The 23,481-nt window shown below is 61.8% G+C and carries 26 protein-coding genes and 1 tRNA gene; 15 read left to right on the top strand and 12 right to left on the bottom strand.

All coding sequences use genetic code 11. The features are described 5' to 3' along the window. Nucleotides 1-184: 184 nt before the first annotated feature. The 3 genes from ACIPHM_RS23420 to ACIPHM_RS23410 form a co-directional block, all read right to left on the bottom strand. The gene (locus tag ACIPHM_RS23420) at nucleotides 185-943 is read right to left on the bottom strand and encodes a class I SAM-dependent methyltransferase (protein WP_400333731.1); all 759 of its coding nucleotides are present in this window, start codon (nucleotides 941-943) and stop codon (nucleotides 185-187) included. A gap of 130 nt (nucleotides 944-1,073) precedes the next feature. Beyond that, nucleotides 1,074-1,457 (bottom strand): hypothetical protein, encoded by a 384-nt coding sequence (locus tag ACIPHM_RS23415; protein ID WP_400333728.1) that lies wholly within the window; start codon nucleotides 1,455-1,457, stop codon nucleotides 1,074-1,076. Nucleotides 1,458-1,495: 38 nt separating this feature from the next. Continuing rightward, entirely contained in the window at nucleotides 1,496-1,891 is a 396-nt protein-coding gene (locus tag ACIPHM_RS23410; protein WP_400333726.1) for a hypothetical protein, read from the bottom strand. A 35-nt stretch (nucleotides 1,892-1,926) separates the two neighbouring features. Here ACIPHM_RS23410 and ACIPHM_RS23405 point away from each other — a divergent pair, with 35 nt between their 5' ends. Beyond that, entirely contained in the window at nucleotides 1,927-2,172 is a 246-nt protein-coding gene (locus ACIPHM_RS23405; RefSeq protein ID WP_400333723.1) for a helix-turn-helix domain-containing protein, read from the top strand. A 56-nt stretch (nucleotides 2,173-2,228) separates the two neighbouring features. On the opposite strand, the gene ACIPHM_RS23400 is transcribed toward ACIPHM_RS23405, so the two are convergent. The 5 genes from ACIPHM_RS23400 to acs all read right to left on the bottom strand — a co-directional run bounded on the left by ACIPHM_RS23400 (nucleotide 2,229) and on the right by acs (nucleotide 7,640). Further along, on the bottom strand, nucleotides 2,229-2,531 hold the full coding sequence (locus tag ACIPHM_RS23400; RefSeq protein ID WP_400333721.1) for a hypothetical protein: 303 nt from the start codon (nucleotides 2,529-2,531) through the stop codon (nucleotides 2,229-2,231). 339 nt (nucleotides 2,532-2,870) lie between these two features. Continuing rightward, nucleotides 2,871-2,961, bottom strand: a tRNA-Ser gene (locus tag ACIPHM_RS23395). Between the two features lie 108 nt (nucleotides 2,962-3,069). After that, nucleotides 3,070-5,088, bottom strand: a complete 2,019-nt coding sequence (locus ACIPHM_RS23390; RefSeq protein WP_400333719.1) for a VC_2705 family sodium/solute symporter — start codon at nucleotides 5,086-5,088, stop codon at nucleotides 3,070-3,072. Further along, nucleotides 5,085-5,627 carry a DUF4212 domain-containing protein gene (locus tag ACIPHM_RS23385; protein WP_400333716.1) on the bottom strand — a complete coding sequence of 181 codons (543 nt, stop codon included), beginning with the start codon at nucleotides 5,625-5,627 and terminating at the stop codon, nucleotides 5,085-5,087. The genes ACIPHM_RS23390 and ACIPHM_RS23385 overlap by 4 nt, the downstream gene beginning before the upstream one ends. Before the next feature lie 30 nt (nucleotides 5,628-5,657). Beyond that, entirely contained in the window at nucleotides 5,658-7,640 is a 1,983-nt protein-coding gene (gene acs / locus ACIPHM_RS23380) for an acetate--CoA ligase (protein ID WP_400333714.1), read from the bottom strand. Nucleotides 7,641-7,967: 327 nt separating this feature from the next. On the opposite strand from acs, the gene ACIPHM_RS23375 reads away from it, so the two are divergent. The 13 genes from ACIPHM_RS23375 (at nucleotide 7,968) to hemP (ending at nucleotide 18,431) form a co-directional block, all read left to right on the top strand. Continuing rightward, the gene (locus tag ACIPHM_RS23375; protein WP_400333735.1) at nucleotides 7,968-8,885 is read left to right on the top strand and encodes a DMT family transporter; all 918 of its coding nucleotides are present in this window, start codon (nucleotides 7,968-7,970) and stop codon (nucleotides 8,883-8,885) included. A 215-nt stretch (nucleotides 8,886-9,100) separates the two neighbouring features. Beyond that, complete coding sequence (locus ACIPHM_RS23370) at nucleotides 9,101-9,676, top strand: TIGR00645 family protein (protein WP_400333712.1); 576 nt, start codon at nucleotides 9,101-9,103, stop codon at nucleotides 9,674-9,676. A 15-nt stretch (nucleotides 9,677-9,691) separates the two neighbouring features. Continuing rightward, entirely contained in the window at nucleotides 9,692-11,215 is a 1,524-nt protein-coding gene (locus ACIPHM_RS23365) for a fumarate hydratase (protein WP_400333710.1), read from the top strand. A 328-nt stretch (nucleotides 11,216-11,543) separates the two neighbouring features. Beyond that, a complete protein-coding gene (gene bfr, locus ACIPHM_RS23360) occupies nucleotides 11,544-12,023 on the top strand; it encodes a bacterioferritin (RefSeq protein ID WP_400333707.1) in 480 nt (159 codons plus the stop codon). A gap of 115 nt (nucleotides 12,024-12,138) precedes the next feature. Next, entirely contained in the window at nucleotides 12,139-13,008 is an 870-nt protein-coding gene (gene murI / locus ACIPHM_RS23355; protein ID WP_400333705.1) for a glutamate racemase, read from the top strand. Between the two features lie 113 nt (nucleotides 13,009-13,121). Then, the gene (locus ACIPHM_RS23350) at nucleotides 13,122-13,382 is read left to right on the top strand and encodes a bacterioferritin-associated ferredoxin (RefSeq protein WP_400333703.1); all 261 of its coding nucleotides are present in this window, start codon (nucleotides 13,122-13,124) and stop codon (nucleotides 13,380-13,382) included. A gap of 400 nt (nucleotides 13,383-13,782) precedes the next feature. After that, on the top strand, nucleotides 13,783-14,499 hold the full coding sequence (locus tag ACIPHM_RS23345; RefSeq protein ID WP_400333700.1) for an energy transducer TonB: 717 nt from the start codon (nucleotides 13,783-13,785) through the stop codon (nucleotides 14,497-14,499). Between the two features lie 39 nt (nucleotides 14,500-14,538). Further along, nucleotides 14,539-15,276, top strand: a complete 738-nt coding sequence (locus ACIPHM_RS23340; protein ID WP_400333698.1) for a MotA/TolQ/ExbB proton channel family protein — start codon at nucleotides 14,539-14,541, stop codon at nucleotides 15,274-15,276. Between the two features lie 27 nt (nucleotides 15,277-15,303). Then, nucleotides 15,304-15,729: an ExbD/TolR family protein gene (locus ACIPHM_RS23335; protein WP_400333695.1), complete on the top strand. Its 426-nt coding sequence runs from the start codon at nucleotides 15,304-15,306 to the stop codon at nucleotides 15,727-15,729. A 249-nt stretch (nucleotides 15,730-15,978) separates the two neighbouring features. After that, nucleotides 15,979-16,875, top strand: a complete 897-nt coding sequence (locus tag ACIPHM_RS23330) for a pirin family protein (protein ID WP_400333692.1) — start codon at nucleotides 15,979-15,981, stop codon at nucleotides 16,873-16,875. 168 nt (nucleotides 16,876-17,043) lie between these two features. Beyond that, on the top strand, nucleotides 17,044-17,454 hold the full coding sequence (locus ACIPHM_RS23325) for an OsmC family protein (RefSeq protein ID WP_400333690.1): 411 nt from the start codon (nucleotides 17,044-17,046) through the stop codon (nucleotides 17,452-17,454). Nucleotides 17,455-17,552: 98 nt separating this feature from the next. Then, the gene (locus tag ACIPHM_RS23320) at nucleotides 17,553-18,023 is read left to right on the top strand and encodes an SRPBCC family protein (RefSeq protein WP_400333687.1); all 471 of its coding nucleotides are present in this window, start codon (nucleotides 17,553-17,555) and stop codon (nucleotides 18,021-18,023) included. Nucleotides 18,024-18,188: 165 nt separating this feature from the next. Further along, nucleotides 18,189-18,431: a hemin uptake protein HemP gene (gene hemP, locus ACIPHM_RS23315; RefSeq protein ID WP_400333684.1), complete on the top strand. Its 243-nt coding sequence runs from the start codon at nucleotides 18,189-18,191 to the stop codon at nucleotides 18,429-18,431. 390 nt (nucleotides 18,432-18,821) lie between these two features. Here the strand turns inward: hemP and ACIPHM_RS23310 are convergent, their stop codons facing one another. From ACIPHM_RS23310 to ACIPHM_RS23300, 3 genes are all read right to left on the bottom strand, one after another. Continuing rightward, nucleotides 18,822-19,229 carry a heme-binding protein gene (locus ACIPHM_RS23310; RefSeq protein WP_400333682.1) on the bottom strand — a complete coding sequence of 136 codons (408 nt, stop codon included), beginning with the start codon at nucleotides 19,227-19,229 and terminating at the stop codon, nucleotides 18,822-18,824. Between the two features lie 143 nt (nucleotides 19,230-19,372). Continuing rightward, the gene (locus ACIPHM_RS23305) at nucleotides 19,373-20,161 is read right to left on the bottom strand and encodes a YdcF family protein (RefSeq protein WP_400333680.1); all 789 of its coding nucleotides are present in this window, start codon (nucleotides 20,159-20,161) and stop codon (nucleotides 19,373-19,375) included. 184 nt (nucleotides 20,162-20,345) lie between these two features. Continuing rightward, nucleotides 20,346-20,843, bottom strand: a complete 498-nt coding sequence (locus ACIPHM_RS23300) for a Dps family protein (protein WP_400333678.1) — start codon at nucleotides 20,841-20,843, stop codon at nucleotides 20,346-20,348. A gap of 308 nt (nucleotides 20,844-21,151) precedes the next feature. On the opposite strand from ACIPHM_RS23300, the gene ACIPHM_RS23295 reads away from it, so the two are divergent. Further along, nucleotides 21,152-21,802 carry a thiamine phosphate synthase gene (locus ACIPHM_RS23295; protein ID WP_400333675.1) on the top strand — a complete coding sequence of 217 codons (651 nt, stop codon included), beginning with the start codon at nucleotides 21,152-21,154 and terminating at the stop codon, nucleotides 21,800-21,802. A 112-nt stretch (nucleotides 21,803-21,914) separates the two neighbouring features. Here ACIPHM_RS23295 and ACIPHM_RS23290 read toward each other — a convergent pair whose 3' ends face one another. Continuing rightward, entirely contained in the window at nucleotides 21,915-23,363 is a 1,449-nt protein-coding gene (locus ACIPHM_RS23290; protein ID WP_400333672.1) for a catalase, read from the bottom strand. Nucleotides 23,364-23,481: the final 118 nt, after the last annotated feature.

Genomic DNA, 23,481 nt, shown 5'->3' with positions numbered 1-23,481 from the left:
CTGCGACGTCCTTTTTGCCATGCTGCGCGACGGCACTTTTTATCAACCCAAAACTGCCACCAGTGCTTGACGAACTACATAGGGGCACCCCCCCCGCCAAACCGGATGTCCTTGGAAGTGCTTATGCGCGGCACGCCTTTTCAGTTGCAGAGTACCGCTGCGGCATGTGTGCGTCAGCACTGTGTCACTTCGTTAAGGTCGCAATCAGAAACTTGTTCGTGAGAATCCGGCCGTCTACGTTGAGCGTGAACTGCGCCTTCTTCTCTAAGACATACGCTTGAGTCGCGGATCTACGAACCGCCCGACGGTAAGCGCGATAACTAATCCCGAGAAGTGCTAGATACAGTGGCAGCATCAGCCATTGTGAGGAGGTACTCTTTTCGGTCCGGTGAACCTGCATAGAAGAAAAGCCCGCAAGCATCGAGAGTGTTCTCAGTTGCTGCACCCCCATCAGGAACAAGTGCCCGTAGTACCGTCGGTCACCTGACTCTCCCCAAATGCTCTCTATTGCGCTCGCGGGGGTGCCGCGAAGAATTTCGCTTTCGAAGCAAAGGTATGCCAACTTTGAGACGATTGAGCTACGGTTGGGAGTCGTCAGAAACAGTTCCCCGCCGGGCTTCAGTATCCGGCAAATCTCGGTTAACGCGGCCAAGTGGTTTGGAAGGTGCTCAATCACTTCTTGCAGGATCACCATATCCACGGAGTCGCTTTCGATGGGCAAGCCCTCCATGATGTCTGCATATTGAGCCCCGCCATCGAGCTTGCATCGCTCAGGCAGGATGTCATAAGGCACGACATGTGCCCCGAGACCTCGCAAGATATAAGTCGTGCGACCGTCCCCGCATGCCAGATCGACAACCACCTTATTCTTCCAATCGCACCGACTCCGGAGAATCGCGTCGACATTTCTGCCAATCCCGGCTCCAATTGCTTCTTCAAACATACTGGCAAACTCACCTAGTGTTGTGATTGAGCGCGCTGCGACGTCCCCACTATCTGTATAAACCGAGTAGAAGCGGTCGCTCAGAAATCTCTCGAAAATTCGGTGCACTTGCGAAGTGCTGGACAAACGTCTACCGAATGTCGCTAATGGCTTGGGCGCAGCGCCGTCCGTCTCCCCCCTTGAAACCCATGACGACAGGTAAGCCGGATAGCGAACTGATGAACTGGCCTTTGACTTCCGACGACGCACATGCAACGGCCGTCTTTTCAGCCCCAACTTGTCGCATGGCTTTCCTCCACATTCCCCCGATGTCTCCCTCTTTGAAGGTCTGCTTGATCGCGGGCAACGACGCAGGCTCAACCAACGCTACAAATTCCAAGTAGTCCCGAGTACAAATGTCATATGCGCGGGCAAGTTGCGCGCAAGCTGGCGGGAGTTCCGCGGAAACAACCGAATTCGTTACCGCGATCAGGGCGATGCCAACTGTCAGGCTGATTTCAAGTTTCTTGTGCATGGTGTGTGAATCTGTCGATTACGGTTATGCCTCGCGATTCATTCGCGGGCTTGTGTGAGCGCACAACGATGCTGTTGCGCAGAGGTTTGCTTCACGCAGATGGAAAAGATCTGAGGGGAGAGCAGATGTGCGTCGGCCAATCGAGACAAACGGTGCAATCGCTCCTTCATTGGGGCATCCTCGGGCCCCGACGCCACCCATGCCGAATTAACGAGCATTCGTACGACCTTCCGCCGAACTAGCGCGTACATGACGAACACGAAGGGACCGAGCACCATTGCTGCTGCGCACCAGTAGCCGACTGGAAACGCGAAGCGGTTGACGAGTAATCGACGCTTTTCGCCCACCACCACTCCCCAAATTCCCGAGATGCACGCGAGCAAAAGCACAGCGCCCCAGATCCAAATGTCCACGTGAATTTCCCATTTTCGCATTTGGGATATTCTGTATCAACTTGTAGGATATGTCTATGGCACATCCGCTCCACGACCCGAGATATCAAAAACTCGCAGAACTCCTGCTACGTGAACGCAAGGAACTAGGGTTACTTCAGGGTGAGCTCGCCGAAAAACTCAACAAACCTCAGTCATTCGTATCGAAATACGAGAGTGGCATCCGTCGCCTGGACATGATTGAACTTCTAGAAGTGCTCGCGGCACTAGGAGTCAAGCCACACGTTTTTTTGGATAAGGTTCTGGACGAACTGCGTGCGTAAGGACGCAGGAAAAGGTAGCCCCGAGGACGGTTGCGTACCCGTCTCACTGTGGCCGTTCAGTAATCTTTGGGAAGCAATATTGTTGTCGCTGTGCGGTCAGCTTCGGTGATGATCCAGACTCGATGTCCTGATTTCGGCAGTCGGTAACACGACAGGATTCGCAAGCCGCTAGCCTGCGCCCGATTATTCAGTAAGGCGTCGGCATCAGATACTTCTCCCCAATCTCCCGCAGCGTGTCTATTTAGGAGCTCGACTGGATGCGCACCGGCATCAGCGAGCGCATTGAGGGCTGCCGGTGTTGCAACGACCCGCCCCAAGGCGAAGCGTTGCGCCTCGCCGTAGATGAGTAACGATTTCATATTGCTCCCGAAAAACGGACGAGCGAATGCCTCCGGGCTGGCCGGATTCGTCGTCGGGATAAAGCTCTAGAAAATAATCGAAGCGCTGAACGTGCTCGACGCGAGGAATGCCGGTTCTCTACCGGTGGTCATAGCAGTGCGAAATGCTTGCATGTTCTTGCCCCACACGGTGACGCAACGAACGCAAATCGCAATGCAATTATATCACATTATGAAATTCACCCCAATTCTTGCCTACCAAGCCCTCTCGATCAACGGATTTATATTTGATGTTGATTTGATAGTCGAAAAACAAAAACCCCATAAAATACTTGATTTTATGGGGTTTTTTGGTGCTTTTGGCGGAGAGAGGGGGATTCGAACCCCCGATAGGCTATTAACCTATACACGCTTTCCAGGCGTGCGACTTAAACCGCTCATCCATCTCTCCTGAAGGTCGCGCATTATAGCAGGTCTTCGGCGATATCTCATAACCTTTCGGCCCTTCCATGCCGAAAATTCTTCCTCGTCCCCGCTTCACAGGCACTTCAACAACGCCTCAAGGGCGCCTCAGATGGTCGACCAGTTGCCGGTCCCTCTCGCTTGGGCGTCCGCCGAGCAAGCTGAATGCGATCGCCACCGCGAACCCTACCGGAACCCCGAACGCTCCCGCCGAGATCGGGTCCACGCCCCACCAGCGGGCGCCCGCGAAGCCCGTCAGGCGCGTGAAGAACGGGTACGTGGTCATGATGTAATACACGCACACCAACAATCCGCTCACCATCCCCGCCGTCGCGCCCAGCCGCGTCGTCCGCTTCCAGAACACCCCCAGCACCAACGCCGGGAACAGGCACGACGCCGCCAACGAAAACGCCGCCCCCACCAGGAACAAGATGTTTCCCAGCTTCAGCGACGTCACATACGACGCAAACATCGCCACGCACAACAACAGAATCTTCGACGTCGTCACCCGCTTCTGACTCGACGCGTTCCTGTCCACCATATGAAAGTAGACGTCGTGCGACAACGCATTCGCAATGGTCAGCAATAACCCATCCGCCGTCGATAACACCGCCGCCAACGCCCCTGCCGCCACCAACCCCGAAATGACGTACGGCAACCCCGCAATCTCCGGGCCGGCCAGCACCAGCATGTCCGGATGCATCCAGATCTCGCCCCACTGCACCACGCCGTCGCGATAAACGTCGGAGATGTCCAACTGCACCGGCGTCGCATGCCGCCATTGCGTTACCCACCCCGGCAGGTTTTCATAACGCGCCCCCACCAGGTGCAACAGCACATCGTACTTGAGCATCACCGCCAACGCCGGCGCACTCACATACAACAGCGCGACGAAGAACAATGTCCACCCCACCGAACTGCGCGCGCCCTGCACCGTCGCGGTCGTGCCGTAGCGCGTCAAAATGTGCGGCAAGCTCGCCGTGCCGATCATCAGGCATACCATCAACAACAGAAAATTCAGACGCTGCGAACTGCGCGTCGTATCGTCTCGCGCCGGGAACGGCTCGGTCATGGAGCGCGGCAGCTCGCTACGCTCGACATACTGATTGCGCATCTCCAGCCACTGGTTCTGCGCCTCCCCCGCGTCGCGCGGAAACGCCTCAAGCTTCGTCTCCAGCACCTTCACGTCGCGCAACGGACCATTGCGGCGCTTCGTATCGAGCAACTGCCGCTCCAACTCCGCTCGCTCGCTGTAAAACGTGTCGGGCAAACCGTCCAGCCTGCGTTGCATCTGCTCCGCCTGCTCACGGTAGTAGTCCCGAACTTCGCGCTCGGGTATCGACTGCTGTATCTCCCTCTCCAGCGCCTCGACCTTCGCCAACGCCTCACCGTAAGAGAACTGCGGGAACCAGCCGTTGCCCGTCTGATGACCGATCATCGCGGTCGGCACCAGAAATGCCGTGATCATGATGATGTACTGCGCCACCTGCGTCCAAGTCACGGCACGCATGCCGCCCAGGAACGAACAAACGAGAATGCCCGCCAGCCCGAAGAAGATGCCGATGGTGAACTCGACACCGATGAAGCGCGACGCAATCAACCCCACGCCCTGAATCTGCGCCACGAGATAGACGAACGAACACAGAATCGTCGAGAAGACGCCCAGCGCCCTCACCAGATTGCTGTCGTAACGCGTGCCGAGAAAGTCCGGCACCGTGTAGCGTCCCATCTTGCGCAGATACGGCGCGAGCAGGAACGCCACCAGACAGTACCCGCCCGTCCATCCCATGACGTAGGCGAGGCCGTCGTAGCCAGACACGTAAAGCGAACCCGCCAGCCCCATGAACGACGCCGCGCTCATCCAGTCCGCCGCGCACGCCATGCCGTTGAACATCGGCGGCACGCGACGACCCGCGACGTAGTATTCGGCGGCGTCCGAAGTCCGCGAAATCAAGCCGATCACCGCGTAGACGGCAATCGTCACGAACAGGAACGCATAGCCGATCCACACGCCCGGGCCATTGACCCGCTCGAGCAGACCGATCATCAACACGAATGCGAGAAAGCCCGCCGTGTAGTACAGGTAGTACCGCACCAGCCTGCGCGTGAAACTCATTGGTAGGTTTGCGCCGACGCGGCGCGAGAGGAAGCACTTGGTGAGGCGGCGGACGTCATCGCACTTTGCTGCTCGTCGCCATCAAGACGCAGACTGTCGCGACGCGCATCGCGCAGCGCGTGCAACGCTTTGTGATAGCGCGCGTCGTTGAGCCGCTGCATCGACGCGTAGACGACGATCAACACGATGTCGATCAGAATCGCGCCCTGCGCGCCCATGTAGAACGGCAGCGGCCATCCGCCAAATCGCATCGCGGCCCATTCTCGCGCCCAGAACTGCGGCACGAACGTCACCCCGAAACCAATCACCATCAGCACCGCCACCAACCACAACGTGCGACGCCAATGACGCGACGCAATCGCCGCCGCCGCGTCATGCCAGTCGATGTCGGAAAGTCCGGGAGGTGCAGAGGATGCAGGGGGCGCGAGCGGCATGCCCCCGGACACCAGGTCCGGCGGCATGCCGTCGAGGCCGGTCGCCTGCGGCGCGCCAGCGTTGCTGGTCGCGTCGGAGGCGCCGGTCTGCGAGCGTTTTGCCATGGCAGGCCGGGAAGGCAAGGGAGCCCGCGCTTACTGCGCCTGCTTGAGCTGCTCCAGAATCGCCGGGTTCTCAAGGGTCGACGTGTCCTGCGTGATTTCCTCGCCCTTGGCGATCACACGCAACAAACGACGCATGATCTTGCCGGAACGCGTCTTCGGCAGGTTGTCACCGAAACGAATGTCCTTCGGCTTGGCGATCGGTCCGATCTCCTTGCCCACCCAGTTACGCAGTTCGAGCGCCAGTTGCTTGGCCTCGTCACCCGTCGGACGCGAACGCTTGAGCACCACGAACGCCACGATGGCCTCGCCGGTCGTGTCGTCCGGACGCCCCACCACCGCAGCCTCGGCCACGATCGGGTTGGCCACCAGCGCCGACTCGATTTCCATCGTGCCCATGCGGTGACCCGAGACGTTCAGCACGTCGTCGATACGGCCCATGATGGTGAAGTAACCGGTCTTGGCGTCGCGAATCGAACCGTCGCCCGCCAGATAGATCTTGCCGCCCAGCTCGGGCGGGAAGTAACTCGACTTGTAACGCTCCGGATCGCCCCAGATCGTGCGAATCATCGACGGCCACGCACGCTTGATCACGAGCATGCCGCCCTGACCGTTCGGCACGTCCTGACCGGTTTCGTCGACGATGGCCACCGCCACGCCCGGCAGACCCAACGTGCACGAACCCGGCACCAGCGGGGTCGCCCCCGGCAGCGGCGTGATCACGTGACCGCCCGTCTCCGTCTGCCACCACGTGTCGACAATCGGGCAACGCCCGCGGCCAACGCTCTCGTAGTACCACATCCACGCTTCTGGATTGATCGGCTCACCGACCGACCCGAGAATGCGCAGCGACGACAGATCGTATTTCTTCGGATGCACGTCCGGCGCTTGCTCGGCAGCCTTGATGAGCGAACGGATCGCCGTGGGCGCGGTGTAGAACACCGTGACCTTGTGACGGTCGATCATCTCCCAGAAACGGCCGGCGTTCGGGTACGTCGGCACGCCTTCGAACACGACCTGCGTGGCTCCCACGGCCAGCGGGCCGTAGGCGATGTAGGTGTGACCGGTGATCCAGCCGATGTCGGCCGTGCACCAGAAGACGTCGTCCGGCTTGATGTCGAAGGTCCACTGCATCGTGAGCGACGCCCACAGCAGGTAGCCGCCCGTGCTGTGCTGCACGCCCTTGGGCTTGCCCGTCGAGCCCGAGGTGTAGAGGATGAACAACGGATGCTCCGCGCCCACCCACTCCGGCTCGCATTGGTCCGATTGGCCAGCGACGAGATCCTGCATGACTTCGTCGCGACCGGCCTGCATCGTCACATTGCCGCCCGTGCGGCGATAGACGATCACCGACTTCACATGGTCGCAGCCGCCCATCGCGAGCGCTTCGTCGACGATGGCCTTTAGGGGCAGCGCCTTGCCGCCGCGCATCTGCTCGTCGGCGGTGACGATAGCCACGGCGCCCGCGTCGATCACGCGCTCGTTGAGGGACTTGGCTGAAAAACCGCCGAACACGACCGAGTGGGTCGCGCCGATGCGCGCGCACGCCTGCATGGCGACCACGCCCTCGACCGACATCGGCATGTAGATGACCACGCGATCGCCCTTCTTCACGCCCTTGGCCTTGAGCGCGTTCGCAAAGCGGTTCACGCGCGCGAGCAGGTCGCGATAGGTGACGGAGGTCACCGTGCCGTCGTCGGCTTCGAAGAGGATGGCGGGTTTGTCGCCCAGGCCCGCTTCGATCTGGCGGTCCAGGCAGTTGTAGGAAGCGTTGATCTGACCGTCTTCGAACCACGTGTAAAACGGGGCGTTGGTCTCGTCGAGGACTTTGGTGAACGGCTTGTGCCAGGCCAGATTCTCGCGCGCCTGACGCGCCCAGAATCCCTCGTAATCTTTCTCGGCCTCGGCGCACAGCGCCTCATAGGCGGGCATGCCGGAAATGTTCGCGTTGGCGACCAGCGCCGCCGGCGGCGCGAAAACGCGCTGCTCCTGCAATACCGATTCAATTGCTGCCATGAGTTGTCCCCTCTTATGGATATGCAAAAACGATTGCAATTAAGCCTAAAACGAATCGCTGACGTCACATTAAGACGAGCGACTTACTAACGCCTTACACTGGTGCATCGGGCTGGGGAGTCACACGCGTGGGACTCACGCGGACGCGTCGCCGCAACGCAGCAGACTGTGGCGTATTCGCTACAATCCTACCCGCATCCCCCTTATCCCGCCACCCCGGACTCGCCCGAAGCGCCCGTGAATTCGACATCTACGCCTCAATCACCCGGTGACAGCGCCTCCTCGTCCAGCGCCACGACGAACGCCACGGCGACACGCACCGACCGGCTGTTCGCCCGCTTTCCGAGTTTCGCGCTGGCGCTGTCCATGACGCTGGTGGGCGCGAACGTCGGCATCGGCAAGACCATGGTCGCCGTGATGCCCGTGGCCGCCTTTGCGCTGTGGCGTTTCGTAATCGCCATCGTCGCCCTCGCGCCCCGCTACCGCCCGTCCGCCATGCGGCGCGTGACCCGCACCCAATGGGCGCACCTCTTTGTGCAGACGTTCTTCGGCACGTTCCTCTTCACGCTGCTCATGCTCTCGGGCGTGCGCATGACGACGGCGACCGCCGCCGGGGTCATTACCGCCACGCTGCCCGCGTGCGTGGCGCTGCTGTCCTGGGCGGTGCTGCGCGAACACCCGTCGCGCCGCACACTCGCGAGTATCGGACTGGCGATTGCCGGGGTGGCGCTCCTCAACGTCTCGCGCGGCGATGCCCACACCTCCGGGGCGAGCAGCGGCGCATGGCTGGGCAACGCGCTGGTGCTGGGCGCGGTCGCGTGCGAAGCGATTTACGTGATCGTGTCGAAGCGGCTCGCCGCCGAACTCCCGGCCATCGACATCTGCGCCTATACGCATCTGATCGGCGGCGCGATGATGCTGCCGTTCGGCGTGGCCGGCCTGATGGCGGTGGACTACGCGTCGCTCACCGCGGGCCACTGGGCGCTCATCGTCTGGTACGGCCTTGCCGCGAGCGTGTTCGCATTTTTCCTGTGGATGCGCGGGATTCGGCACGTCAGCGCACAACTTGCAGGCGTTTTTACCGCGATGGTGCCGGTGGCCGCCACGGCCTACGGCGTGATCTTCCTGGGCGAACGGTTGTCGGTCGCGCAGGGCGGCGCGCTGGCGCTGACGATCGCGGGGATCGTGCTCGCGGCGCTCCCATCCGCCGGGACGCGAAAGACGCCATTGCCGGCAGAAGGCTGAATCGGACGCGGCACCCCGCGCAAGACGTTGTAAAATGCCGGCCATACCGCATTTCGCGACGCCACATCCGTGACATGGAAACCGTCACTGAACGGCGAGTTGCAACAATGGCAAATTGCGAATTGCTCCGTGGTTCCGTATTTGATGTGCGTAACTGATAACTACAGCCTGCGCCCAGACGCGCAGGCCAATGTCCTCGATCCGTCTAAATAGCCATGTCGACTCCCGGCCGCCCGTTCGCCGCGCCGATGCGCCCCCTGCCTCGCGTCGTTTTCTTCAGCCGCTGGCTGCAACTGCCGCTGTACCTCGGACTGATCGCCGCGCAAGGCGTGTACGTCTACAAGTTCCTCGTCGAACTCTGGCACCTGATCTCTCACGCGGCGACCTTCGACGAAACGCAGATCATGCTCGTCGTGCTCGGCCTGATCGACGTGGTGATGATCTCGAATCTGCTCATCATGGTGATCATCGGCGGTTACGAGACGTTCGTCTCCCGCCTGGGCGTGGAAGGGCATCCCGACGAGCCGGAGTGGCTCGATCACGTGAACGCCGGCGTGCTCAAGGTGAAGCTGTCGATGGCGCTCATCAGCATCTCGTCGATCCACCTGCTCAAGACGTTCATCGATGCGTCCCAGCAAACGCAGCACACCATCATGTGGCAAGTGATCATTCACTGCGCCTTCCTGCTTTCCGCCCTGGTCATGGCCGTCGTCAACAAGATGACGAACGACAGTCACGCCCCGGCGTACGCAACCCCGCAGCACGTCATTACAAACACCAGTTCCCACTAAGTCGAGAGCCGTTTCATGTCTACCGTCATTAAAGAAGACGACGTCATTCAGAGCGTCGCCGGTGCCCTGCAGTACATCAGCTACTACCATCCGGACGATTACATTCAGGCGTTGGGCCGCGCCTACGAGGCCGAGCAAAGCCCCGCCGCCCGCGACGCCATTGCGCAGATCCTGACCAACAGCCGCATGTGCGCCGAAGGCCGTCGTCCGCTGTGCCAGGACACCGGCATCGTGACCGTGTTCGTGAAGGTCGGCATGAACGTGCGCTGGGACGCCAAGCGCAGCCTCACCGACATGATCAACGAAGGCGTGCGTCAGGCTTACCTGCACCCGGACAACGTGCTGCGCGCCTCGATCGTCGCGCCGCCCGAAGCCGGGCGCAAGAACACGAAGGACAACACGCCCGCCGTCATCCACTACGAAATCGTGGAAGGCGACAAGGTGGACATCACGGTCGCGGCCAAGGGCGGCGGCTCGGAGAACAAGTCGAAGTTCGTGATGCTCAACCCGTCCGATTCGATCGTCGACTGGGTCGTGAAGACGGTCCCGACGATGGGCGCCGGCTGGTGCCCGCCGGGCATGCTCGGCATCGGTATCGGCGGCACGGCGGAAAAGGCCATGGTGCTCGCCAAGGAATCGCTCATGGACCCGATCGACATCCATGACGTGATCAAGCGCGGCCCGCAGAACTGGAACGAAGAACTGCGTATCGAGCTGTTCGAGAAGGTCAACGCCCTCGGCATTGGCGCGCAAGGCCTCGGCGGTCTGGCCACGGTGCTCGACGTGAAGATTCTCGACTACCCGACGCACGCCGCGTCCAAGCCGGTCGCCATGATCCCGAACTGCGCCGCGACGCGTCACGCGCACTTCACGCTGGACGGCTCGGGCCCGTCGTTCCTCGCCGCACCGTCGCTCGACGCATGGCCGAACGTGCACTGGGCACCGAACACCGAGACGAGCAAGCGCGTCGATCTGGACACGCTCACGCCGGAAGAGGTCGCGAGCTGGACGCCGGGTCAGACCCTGCTGCTCTCGGGCAAGATGCTCACGGGCCGCGACGCCGCACACAAGCGCATTGCCGACATGATCGCCAAGGGCGAACCGCTGCCGGTGGACTTCAAGGGCCGCGCGATTTATTACGTCGGCCCGGTCGATCCGGTGCGCGACGAAGTCGTCGGCCCGGCCGGTCCGACCACGTCCACGCGTATGGATAAGTTCACCGACATGATGCTGTCGAAGACGGGGCTGGCCGTCATGATCGGCAAGTCCGAGCGAGGACCCGCCGCCATCGAAGCCATCAAAAAGCACAAGGCTGCGTACCTGATGGCCGTGGGTGGCGCTGCGTACCTCGTGTCGAAGGCCATTCGTGCCGCGCGCGTGCTGGCCTTCGAAGACCTCGGCATGGAAGCGATTTACGAGTTCGACGTCAAGGACATGCCGGTGACGGTGGCCGTCGATTCGACCGGTGTCTCCGTGCACCAGACCGGTCCGAAGGAATGGCAAGCCAAGATCGGCAAGATTCCGGTCGCAGCGGAATAAGCGTCGTCGTACTGTGTAGGGGTACTGCATCACGCAGTACCACTACGCACCCCGCCACCCGCTGCATCACGCACTTCAATGCGGCCGATGGCATCGCGCCGCTCGGTCCTCAGAAGAAAACCCGGCAAAGTCCGAGCTTTTTTCATCCGCTCCCCCTCGCTGCCTGGCGATCGTCGATCCGATCGACCGAAATGACACACAATGCAGCGAGAATAGATCGCATTACCATTCGCACCTCGGTTCACGAAAAGCCTTGCAGGGCTTGGCTTTCCGCGCTTTTCAGGCTACTCTTCAACCGCTTGCAAACTGCATAAAACAGGGATCCGAAATGAAAGGCGACAAGAAAGTCCTCGAACTACTCAATGCCCAGCTCAAGAACGAGCTGACGGCGATCAACCAGTACTTTCTGCACGCCCGCATGTACAACCACTGGGGCCTGACCAAACTCGGCAAACACGAGTACGACGAGTCCATCGGTGAAATGAAGCACGCCGACAAGCTGATCGAACGCATCTTCATGCTCGACGGCCTGCCGAACCTGCAAGATCTGCACAAGCTGCTCATCGGCGAGACCACCGAAGAAATTCTTCAGTGCGATTTGAAGCTCGAATACATCTCGCAGAAGACCTGCAAGGAAGGTGTCGCGCATTGCGAAAGCGTCAACGACTTCGTCTCGCGCGAACTCTTCAATCAAATCCTGCACGACACCGAAGAGCACATCGACTGGCTGGAAACCCAGATCGAACTCATCGCCAAGGTCGGCATTCAGAATTACCAGCAGTCGGGCATGGCGTCGTTCGAAGAATAAGCCCGACAACCCGCAAAACCCAGATAATAAAAGCGCTTCGCCGCACCGGCATCGGTTCGCAGGCTTTGCGCTAAAATTTCGGGGCCGGCAATTTGCCGGCCCTTTTTCATTTGCCATGCCCTCCAACGCGCCGATTGGCGTCTTCGATTCCGGCCTCGGTGGCCTCTCGGTTCTGCAGGCCGTTCGCGCCCTGCTCCCGCACGAGTCGCTGCTGTATGTCGCCGACTCCCGATACGCTCCCTACGGAGAGCGCCCCGACGCATTCATCGAGCAGCGCAGCCTTGCCATCGGTCGATGGCTGCGCGAGCGCGGCGCCAAGGCGTTCGTCGTCGCCTGCAATACGGCGACGGCCCACGGCGTGGCGACACTGCGCGCGGACCACGCGTGGCCGGTCGTCGGTGTCGAGCCGGGGATCAAACCCGCGGCGGCGGCCTCGCGCAGCGGTGTGATCGGCGTGCTCGCCACGGCGGCAACGCTACGCAGCGCACGCTTCGCGGATCTGCTCGCGCGACACACCGCGCAGGGGCAGCGATTCCTGTGTCAGCCCGGCCACGGGCTGGTCGAGCGCATCGAAGCGGGCGACGTCGATTCGCCCGCGGTCATGAGGCTGCTCGACAAGTACATCGCGCCGATGATCGTGCAAGGCGCCGACACGCTCGTGCTCGGCTGCACCCATTACCCGTTCCTGATCCCCGCCATTCAACGGCATTTCGGCACGGCGCTCACGCTCATCGACACCGGTGCCGCCATCGCGCGGCAGCTTCAACGCAGACTTGAAGCCGACGATCTGGGGGCTCCCGTGCTTCCGGGCACCGGTGGCAGTCTTGCGTTGTTCACCACCGCCAATGCCAATGCGCTACAGACGATGGCCGACCGGCTGCTGAATGCCGCACCTGACGTAGTGACCGTCGAGATTGCCGAGACGGCGCCGCAAGCCGCAGCCGGCCTCGCATCGCCCGCAAACCTTCCCATCATTCCCGCCTGACACCCTGTTTGTATATCCCTTCGCGTGCCATGGGATAGGTCGATGGCACTTGCAAAACACGGCAACTTAAATAATAATTATTCTCATTAGTGTTACATTTTGACGTTTTCATCATGATCGTCTGCGTCTGTAAATCCATTTCCGATCGTCAGATCAAGGCTTGTCTCGACGCCGGTGCCACCACGATGGAAGATCTCCAGATCGACCTCGGTGTTGCGCTGTGCTGCGGCAAGTGCGGTCCGTACGTCGAAGAAATGGTGGCGGGTGCCACGCCGTGCTGTGGTCGCGCCTGTGGCGGTTGCTGCCAGTCGACGCACGTCGAAACGTCGACGGAAGTCGTGGTGGTGCGTCAGGAGCTCGCACTGGCAGCCTAAGTGCTGCGATGTATGAGGTGAGGCGCGCCCTCGCCACGCGTTATCGGCATTATCCGTTTCGAACCGTTTGAATTTCGCCGACGTGACCGGCTTCAGCCGATGTCACGGGGCAACGGAGCCAGCCAGGCGTCTCGCGGCGCCATGCGCCAGCCAGCGACTCGTCACCGTGGAGGTGTCAGATGGAACTCCTGATTGGCTTTGTTTCGACGTTATGTTTATCGTTTTTCCTGTTTCGAAGGTGAGTTTGAGCACGGTTTTTGACTCACTGCGTTCGCCGACCGCGCCCCTTGGCGCGGTTTTCCTTTGATCGTACGTCCGGCCTATTCTGAACTCCGAGGCTTCGCACACCGCGCTTCACTCACCGTTCACCGCCGCAAATTAGCGTACCCTAGCCGTTATCATGTCGACCGCCGTGCCCCCCGTCGTGACCCCATCCGGCATTGCGCTCGCGCAATTCCGTGATCCGCTGACGTCGCCGCGAGCCATCGCGATTGCGGCAGCGATCGTTGCCGTTCACATTGCCGCCCTCGTGGGTCTGTCGCACCTGCGTAACGACCCCGAAAAGGCAACGATCGAGCCGACGACCTTCACCGCCACGATCATTCCGCTCACGCCCGCTCCGACGCCGCCACAACCCGCGCCGCCCAAGCCGCAGCCGGAACCGCCCAAGCCGAAGGTCGCCCCGCCGCCGCCCAAACCGCGCGAGCAGCCGAAAAACGCCATCACGCAAAAGGCAGAGCCCGTCGCCCCGCCTCAGCAGACGGCCGAGCCGGTGCAGCAAGCCGCGCCCACACCGCCGGCACCGCCCGCCCCCGCACCGGCCCCCGCGCCGTCGGGTCCGATCGAAGGCCTCGCGGTGAAGTGCGACGAGCCGCGCGTGGTGTACCCAACGCAATCGCGTCGCGTTGGCGAGGAAGGCACCGTCACATTGCGTCTCGTGATCGATACGCGAGGTGTGGTCTCGAGCGCCAATGTCGTCAAGTCGAGCGGCTTCCCCCGTCTCGATCAGGCCGCCCGCACCGCCGCGCTGGCGATGCGCTGTGCGCCCCCGATGCAGAATGGCCGGGCGGTGGAAGCCGCGGCGACCAAACCGTTTAACTTCAATCTGAACGATTAACGTTACGATCTACGAACTGGATCTTCCGAGGAACGAAAAATGCAAGAGTATGGTTTGAGCCACGTCTGGTCGCAGGGCGATTTCGTCACGCGCGCCATCGCGATCGTGTTGCTGGTGATGTCGGTGCTGTCGTGGACGGTCATCATCATCAAGGGCACGCAAGTCTTCCGCCTGAGCCGCCTCACGCGCACCGCCGAGCCGGACTTCTGGCACTCGGAGAATTTCTCCGCCGGTCTGCAGAAGCTGGGCGAATCGGGTCAGAACAATCCGTTCCTCGCGCTGGCCCTCGCTGGTCAGGACGCCGCCGAACACCACCGCCAGAGCCAGCCGCATCTGCACGACAAGATGGACGTGAGCGACTGGATCACGCGCGCGCTGAAGAACTCGGTGGACGATACGGTTTCGCGCCTGCAAAGCGGTCTGGCCATGCTGGCCTCGATCGGCTCGACCTCGCCGTTCGTCGGTCTGTTCGGTACGGTGTGGGGTATCTATCACGCCCTGCTGGCCATTGGCGCATCGGGTCAGACGACCATCGACAAAGTGGCCGGCCCGGTGGGTGAAGCCCTCATCATGACCGCCTTCGGTCTGTTCGTGGCCATTCCGGCCGTGCTCGGCTTCAACGCCCTGACGCGCGCCAACAAGGGCATCGTCTCGAAGCTCAACCGCTTCGCGCACAGCCTGCACGGTTACTTCCTGACCGGCGCCAACGTGCATTCGACGCAGTTCGCGAACAACGTCACGCCGGTGCGCAAGTCCACGTCGGCCAGCGCCAGCTAAGCCGCCGCGCAAGAGAAGGAGTTCGCTATGGCTATGGGTTCATACAGCAGCGACGACGGTGCCGATGACGCCATGATGAGCGAGATCAACATGACGCCGCTCGTCGACGTCATGCTGGTGCTGCTGATCATCTTCATCGTGACGCTGCCGGTGCTCAATCACGCGGTCAAGCTCGACCTGCCGCAGGCGAGCAGCCAGCCGGAAGACACCAAGCCTGCCAAGGTCGACCTGTCGATCCAGGCAGACGGCAGTGTCTTCTGGGACAAGCAGCAGATCGACGACGCAACGCTCAAGGCGCGTCTGGCGCAGGCCGCCGAAGCGCAGCCGCAACCGGAACTGCACCTCTTCGCCGACAAGAACGTGCGTTACGAAAGCGTCGCCAAGGTGCTCTCGGAAGCCCAGACGGCAGGCGTCACCAAACTCGGCTTCGTGACCGAACCGCAGACCAAGTAAGTCCGGTAAATACACGAATCGCAGAAGCTCGAGCGCGGTGCTGGTCACCGCGCTTTTTTTCGTCGCGACGATTCGAAAACCTCTGCGTTTGGACGAACTTGTGCGTCATTGTTCCAATCAGGTAACAATCCTTCCTGTGTTACGGGCTACTCCCGGTGCCATTCGCCCCGATATAGTTTGGGCATGACATTGGACGCGCACACGCCCGGCTATCTTCGTCGGCGATGCGTCCCCACAGGAGATTTCCCCATGAGCACCCCCCACGCCCGCCCGGTCGCCCGTGTCTTCACGGCAACGCAAACACAGGAAGGCGCAGGCTTTTACGTCAACCGCCCGTTCCCGACGCGCATGCTGGCCGACTTCGATCCGTTCCTGCTGCTCGACGAGATGGGCCCGATGCAAGTGCCCGCCGGTGAAGCCAAGGGCGCGCCGGATCACCCGCATCGCGGCTTCGAGACCGTCACCTATCTGCTCGCTGGCGAGATGGAGCACCGCGACTCGCAGGGGCACGCCGGCAAGCTCAGGCCCGGCGATGTGCAATGGATGACGGCGGGCGCCGGGGTGATTCACTCCGAGATGCCCTCGCAGGCGTTTCAACAACGTGGCGGCGAGATGCACGGCTTCCAGTTGTGGGTGAACCTGCCGCGCGCAGACAAGATGATCGCGCCGCGTTACCAGGAGCTCCCGGCCGCAGGCATTCCGAGTGCGACGAGTGCAGACGGTAAGGTGCTTGTGCGCGTCATCGCAGGCGAAGCGCTGGGCACACGCGCCGCCATCGAAACACGCACGCCGATCCTGTATCAGCACTTCACGCTGCAACCGCAGGCGTTGCTCGATCATCCGGTGCCGGCGGACTTCAACGTGTTCGCCTATGTGGTCGAGGGCGAGGGGCATTTCGGTGCCGAAGCCACACCGGCCAAGGCGCATCAGATGGTCGTGTTCGGCAACGAAGGCGAAGGCGTAATGGTGCATAACGACGGTGACAAGCCGCTGTCGTTCCTGCTGATCGGCGGCAAGCCGCTCGGCGAGCCAGTGGCGCGCTACGGTCCGTTCGTCATGAACACGGAAGGCGAGATTCGTCAGGCGATTCTCGACTTCCAGGCCGGGCGCATGGGGCATATTCCTGCTTCCGTCCCCCGTACCTGACGTTCGGCATCTCATGCTCGGGCGGCCCTGTCGTGAATGGCCGGGTAAGCCGCGCACGTCATTCCGCCGGCCCGGCGAAATTGGGTCACAATGGCACTCAGAGTGCGTTGTGGCCCAATCTTCGCCGGGCCGCTTTCATTGAAGCCCGCAGGACTCACAGGAGCTGCCATGGCCGCAGAAGCGATTGTCACCGCCCACTTGGGTGCCGCCGGATATACCACCCCGCTATCGGACGGCAAGCATGAATGGCTCGCCGACGAGCCTGCCTCGCTCGGTGGCGGCGACCTGGGTCCCGCACCGGCAGCACTGCTGCTGTCGAGTCTCGGCGCCTGTACGTCGATCACGTTGCAAATGTACGCGCGTCGCAAGGAATGGCCACTCAAGGAGGTGAAAGTCACGCTCGCGATGAATCCGGACGGCAAGCCGCCTGCCGGGACCACGCAAATCACGCGCAAGATCGAGCTCGCCGGAGATTTGTCGGAGGTACAGCGTCAGCGCCTCTTGGAAATCGCCAATGCGTGCCCAATTCACAAAGTGTTGTCGGGCACCATCGCCATCGACAGTTCGTTGGTTGAATAACGGCGGAATAACGATTTAACGCTTGCGTCATATTCGACGCGATGCCAGGCGCGCTCCCAAAGCGCGCAGGCCGTCATCGATTTGAAGGGGAAATAGACTTGCAGTACGAACACCTGATCGAGGTCAACGACCTCCTGAACCCGCTGGCCCCCGCACTCTCGCGCGACCAGTTGTGGCGCGGCCTCGTGCTGCGCGCCGAACAGCCGGAGGCTTTCGTGCTGGGGCTCGACGAATGCATCATGCACGAGCGCACAGGCGACACGCTGACCCGGGAGTTGCGCTTCGGCGAGACGGTGGTGCTCGATCGGGTCGTCTTCGAGGCACAGGAATCGGTGCGCTACGAAACGGCGGCCACCGACGCGCACGCCGGTGGCACCCTCACAATGCGTATAGAAGAGCCGAATCCAACGCATTATTTTGTGCGATTCACCTACAGCACCACGCTGCCGGAAGACAGCGCGAGCGCCGACACGCGGTACAGCGAGTTTGTAAAATCGGCGTACCGCGAGGCGGATATCGACACCGTGCGAAGGATCCGAGAGCTTGCCGAGCAAGGCGCGCTGGACTGATCGCCCCTTTGCAGCGTTATTTGCCGGGCGATGCCTGCCACCGTCCGGCAACCTGAAATTAGATAAAACCTACTGACATCAAAACAACAATAGTCAAATTCAAATATAAATGGGAATGATTCTCATTTAGTATTCTTCTCACAGTCAGCCACACGGATTAGCGAGATGACCGCAAGCCATACCACTGCCCGCCAGACCCCGCCTGCCACGGCACCGCGCCGCACTTTGTCGGTGTCGCGTACGCAAGTGGCCAGTCCGGTAGCAGAGAAACCGGCCAGCCAAACCACGAGTCGCGTGCTGACGAGCGATCACTTGTTGCAGGGCACACATTGCGTGAACATCCTGCACAACGGACAGACTTACCAGCTACGCGCTACGCGTTACGGCAAGTTGATCCTGACGAAGTAAGTATCCGAATCGGTAAGTCGGTAAAGAATTTTGGCGGTGGCAAGACCACGACCTTGCCGCCACCTTCACCGAGTTTTGTGGGGACCACCTCGCCTAAGAGGTGTTTGGCAGTAGCCAGCGAACGCAACGCGATCCCATGTAGTTACGGCAAGCCCCTCTCTACCTGCGTTGCGCGCCAGCCAAGCCACTTTTTTTGTCCATCCACCCGGATTTCATTGATGTTCTCCTCGTGGCCCGACCTGCCAAGCCTCAGGTTGGGTCAATCGGCCTGACAAGCCTTTAACCCGTTCGAGAGGACGGGTTTTTTCTTTGCCACAAAAAAAGCATCGCCAGCTTTCATTGGCGATGCTTTTGTCTTTCCGGCGCCGGGCCAGTGCCGCCCGGTCAGCCTCAGCGGGCGGTCACGGCGGCGATGCCCGCGCGCGCGATCTGCGCGTCCTGCGCCGACTTCACACCCGACACGCCCACGGCGCCGATAACGTTGCCATCGACGATGATGGGCACGCCCCCTTCGAGCATTGCGGTATTCGGTGCGCTCAGGAAAGCGAAGCGGCCGCCATTGATCATCTCTTCGAATGCGCCGCTCTCGCGACGGCCGACTGCCGAGGTCTGCGCCTTGCCCAGCGACATCATGGCCGTGCTGGGGGCAGCGCCGTCCATACGATGCAGCGACAGGGCGTGACCACCGTCGTCGACGATCGTGATGCACACGTTCCAGCCATTCGAAGTGGCTTCCGCCACGGCTGCGGCGTTGATCTTCTGCACGTCTTCAACGCTCAGGACAGCTTTCGTCTTCATACGTCTCTCTCGTTTAAGGTTGGCAATTCAAGGGGCTCGCAACTGAAGCATGCCCCCGGGAAATCCGTCTTTCTTCTCTTTCTTCTTCCTGCTGGCTGCCTACGATGCCCTAGCTTCGTGACACCTCGCGGGCAGCCGAGCGCTCAATGGCCCACGCTCAGCGCCATCCACTCGCGCATCGCCGAGCGCGTCGTGCTCAGGCCTTCGATAGTGGGCCACCAGCCAGCTACGGCGTCGGGCGCGAGCGTGGTGACATGGCAGCACGGTGCGGGTATCACCGTCAGCCCGGCACGCTCGAACTGATCGAGAGCGCGGCGCATATGCCAGGCACTCGTGACCAGATAAACACGCGATACGCCGACGTTGCTCAGCATACGCGCGCTGAAAGTGGCGTTTTGCGCCGTGTTCAACGATTGTCCTTCGACCCAGCGCACCGGTACGCCAAACTCGTCGGCCAGTACCTGCGCCATGAGGGGGCCCTCGGCCATCTGACCGCTCGGACTGCCACCGGAGACAAGCACGGGCAACTGCGCACGACGCGCCAGAAACGCGCCGTAACGCAACCGGGCGAGCGTGGCTTCGCTCAGGTCCATGTTATTTTCGCGACCGTATTCAGGCGCGCCGAAGCCCGCCCCGCCACCAAGAATCACCACGGCCTGCGGCAACGTGGCTGCCGAACCCGCGACCTGCCGCGCGGCGTCGAGCGCCTTCAGATCGACCGGCGCGCCGACTTCGAGCGGACGCGACAGTTGGTGGCCGACCCAGGGCATCGCCTGTATCCATAAGGCCAGCGCGGCGACGAACGCAAGCCCTCTGCCGATGCGCGGCCAGCGCCGCCAGACGACGAGCGCCACCCCTGCGAGCACCAGCACATTGGCGGGCGGCAGAAACAAGCTAACGAGGAGATTGCGGGCGACCCAGTCGAAAGGCATCCGGCGAGTGTACTGGACTGCACGGCAGAGTGCACTTTTTCTCTACGACGTTTCCCGTCCGATAAAGCACGAGACGTGCCGCATGAGACGGCGACGCTTGCCGTGCATGCGACGCCAATGAAAAACGCCCGTGCGCAGGCACGGGCGTCAGGAACATCGGGCGCTTCGGCGTAACGCGAGGCGCTTACGCCAGCAGGCTGCGCAGCATCCACGCGTTCTTTTCGTGAAGCTGCATGCGCTGCGTGAGCAGGTCGGCGGTCGGCTCGTCCGAAGCAGCGTCAACGACCGGGAAGATCCCGCGCGCGGTGCGCGTGACCGCTTCCTGCCCTTCGACCAGTTGACGAATCATCTCTTCGGCCACTGGCACGCCTTCGGCCTCGGGAATCGACGACAGCTTCGCGAATTCCTTGTACGTGCCCGGCGCCGGGTAGCCCAGGGCACGAATCCGCTCGGCAATCTGGTCGACGGCCAACGCGAGTTCGTTGTACTGGCCTTCGAACATCAGATGCAGCGTGTTGAACATCGGACCCGTGACGTTCCAATGGAAGTTGTGCGTCTTCAGGTACAGCGTGTAGGTGTCCGCCAGCAAATGGCTCAATCCGTCGACGATACGCTTGCGATCCTTGTCGCTGATGCCGATGTTCACGCTGGCCACATTGGCCACACTATTCTTCTTTGCCATGATTTTTTGACTCCTTTGCTGTGCCGTCTCTCGCGACTGCCGGGAGACGCGCTGAAATAAAAACGCCGGTCTGCCAATGCCCGGCAGGCACCGCCCGAGTATAGCGATGTCGTGTGACATCTCCGGTGTGGCCGCTGGCGCATTTGCGTCTGATGCCATGCGCGGCGCGATGTTCCGCACTATGCGGCTCCGTACTTTCCTTGAGAGGCTCGCCCCGGCATTCCGGTTACACTGCGCCCGTACCCAACGATTTCACAGACTCCGCTGACCGCCTGTCGATGCCCATACGTCTTGCCGGAACGTCGCGCATGAGCGCCGTCGCCAACGACACCTCCCCCGACACCCCGCCCATGCTGCCCCGCCAACTTCTGGTGACGCCCGATGTCGCTTCGCGCGCGCAGATCGCCACATTCGCGTCGCAACTCGCGCAGGCGCTCGCGCGTGGCACCCGCCTCGTGCAACTGCGCAACCGCTCGCTCGACGCCGACGGCTACCGCGCCCTCGCAGAAAGCGCCCTGGCACTCACGCACGCCGCCGGGGCGCAGCTCATCCTCAATCCGCCGCATGACGTCGCCGATCGCTGGCTCGATGCGGCCGGCGGCATGCATGCGGGCACCGTGCCGCAGGCAGACGGCTGGCATCTGACCAGCGCGCGCCTCATGGCTTGCGAGACGCGTCCTGCGGGTTGGCGACTGGTGAGCGCCGCCTGCCACGACGCCGTGCAACTCGCGCAGGCCACACGCCTCGGCCTCGATTTCGTCACACTCTCGCCCGTGCTCGCCACGGCGACACACCCCGACGCCACGCCGCTCGGCTGGCCCGCCTTCACCGCCCTCGCCGCGCAAACCGCACTACCGGTCTTCGCACTCGGCGGCATGCGTGCCGAGACCCTGACGAGCGCACGAAATGCGGGGGCTTACGGCGTCGCCGCGATCCGCGCCTTCTGGCCTGGCGCCTAAGACGTCGCCAAACATCTCCAAACGGGCCTCGGCAATGCCTGCGCGGGGACGGTAATTCACCGTCCCCGCCACACTGCCGACAGCCTTCCTGCTACCCCTCAGCAGTCATGCATTACTTCGCGAGTGCCGCGCGCGCAGCGATCACGCCTTGCGCGTAGGCCGGATCGATCTTCGCGAAGTGACCGATCTGACGGTCTGCGACATCGTCGGGCACGCCTTGCATCGACGCAGCGATGTTGCCGAACAAACGCGCTTTCTGAGCCTCGTCGAACAGACGGAACAGGGCACGCGGCTGCGAGTAGTAATCGTCGTCTTCGCGATGATCGAAGCGCTCGGCCACGCCGCCCACGGCTTGTTGCGGGTCGCGGTACTCGGCCTGCTCGGCAAACGCGCCATAACGGTTCGGCTCGTAGTTCGGCGTGCCGCCCAGATTGCCGTCCACCCGCATGGCGCCATCGCGATGGAAACTGTTATGGAACGGGCACTTCGGCGCATTGACCGGAATCGCGCTGTGATTCACACCGAGGCGGTAGCGCTGCGTGTCGCCGTACGAGAACAGACGTCCCTGCAACAGACGGTCCGGCGAGAAGCTGATACCCGGCACCACGTTGCCCGGATTGAACGCCGCCTGCTCGACCTCGGCGAAGTAGTTCTCCGGATTACGGTTCAACTCCAGCACGCCCACGTCGATCAACGGGTAGTCCGCGTGCGGCCACACCTTCGTGATGTCGAACGGATTGAAGCGATAAGTCGCGGCGTCCGCCTCGGGCATCACCTGCACCTGCATGCGCCAGCGCGGAAAGTTACCCGCCTCGATGGCATCGAACAGATCGCGCTGATGGCTTTCGCGATCGTCGGCCACGATTTGTGCGGCCTGCGCGTTGGTCAGGTTCTCCACGCCTTGCATCGACTTGAAGTGGAACTTCACCCAGAAGCGCTCGTTGGCCGCGTTGATGAAGCTGAACGTATGCGAGCCGAAACCGTGCTGCTGACGATAGTTCTTCGGAATGCCCCGATCGCTCATGAGGATGGTGATCTGATGCAGCGATTCCGGCGAGCGCGACCAGAAGTCCCATGCGGCCGTCGGGCTGCGCATATGGGTCTTCGGATCACGTTTTTGCGTGTGGATGAAGTCGGGGAACTTGAGCGCGTCGCGAATGAAGAACACGGGCGTGTTGTTACCCACGAGATCCCAGTTGCCTTCGTCGGTGTAGAACTTCAGCGCGAAGCCGCGCACATCGCGCTCGGCGTCGGCGGCGCCGCGCTCACCGGCGACCGTCGAGAAGCGCAGAAACACCGGCGTTTCCTTGCCGACGGATTCAAACACCCGGGCACGCGTGAATTTCGTGATGTCGTGCGTGATGGTGAGCTTGCCGAAGGCGCCCGAGCCCTTCGCGTGAACACGACGCTCCGGAATCACCTCGCGGTCGAAGTGCGCCAGCTTTTCGAGAAGCCAGACGTCCTGAAGCAATGCCGGGCCACGCGGGCCGGCCGTCTGCGTGTTCTGGTTGTCGGCGACCGGCGCACCGGCGGCGGTTGTGAGTTTGTTGGTATCGGACATGTGACGCTCTCCTGTTTCCTGGTTCCTGATCGGGCAATCGCTCGCGACTCACGCGCCCATCAGGGCGAAGTCGGCAAGTACGTGTTCCAGCGTGGTTTCGATGTCGTGCAAATAAGCC

The organism is Pandoraea sp. NPDC087047 (assembly GCF_044745225.1).
Classification (GTDB): Bacteria; Pseudomonadota; Gammaproteobacteria; order Burkholderiales; family Burkholderiaceae; genus Pandoraea.
This window is presented reverse-complemented; position numbering and strand designations above follow the sequence as displayed.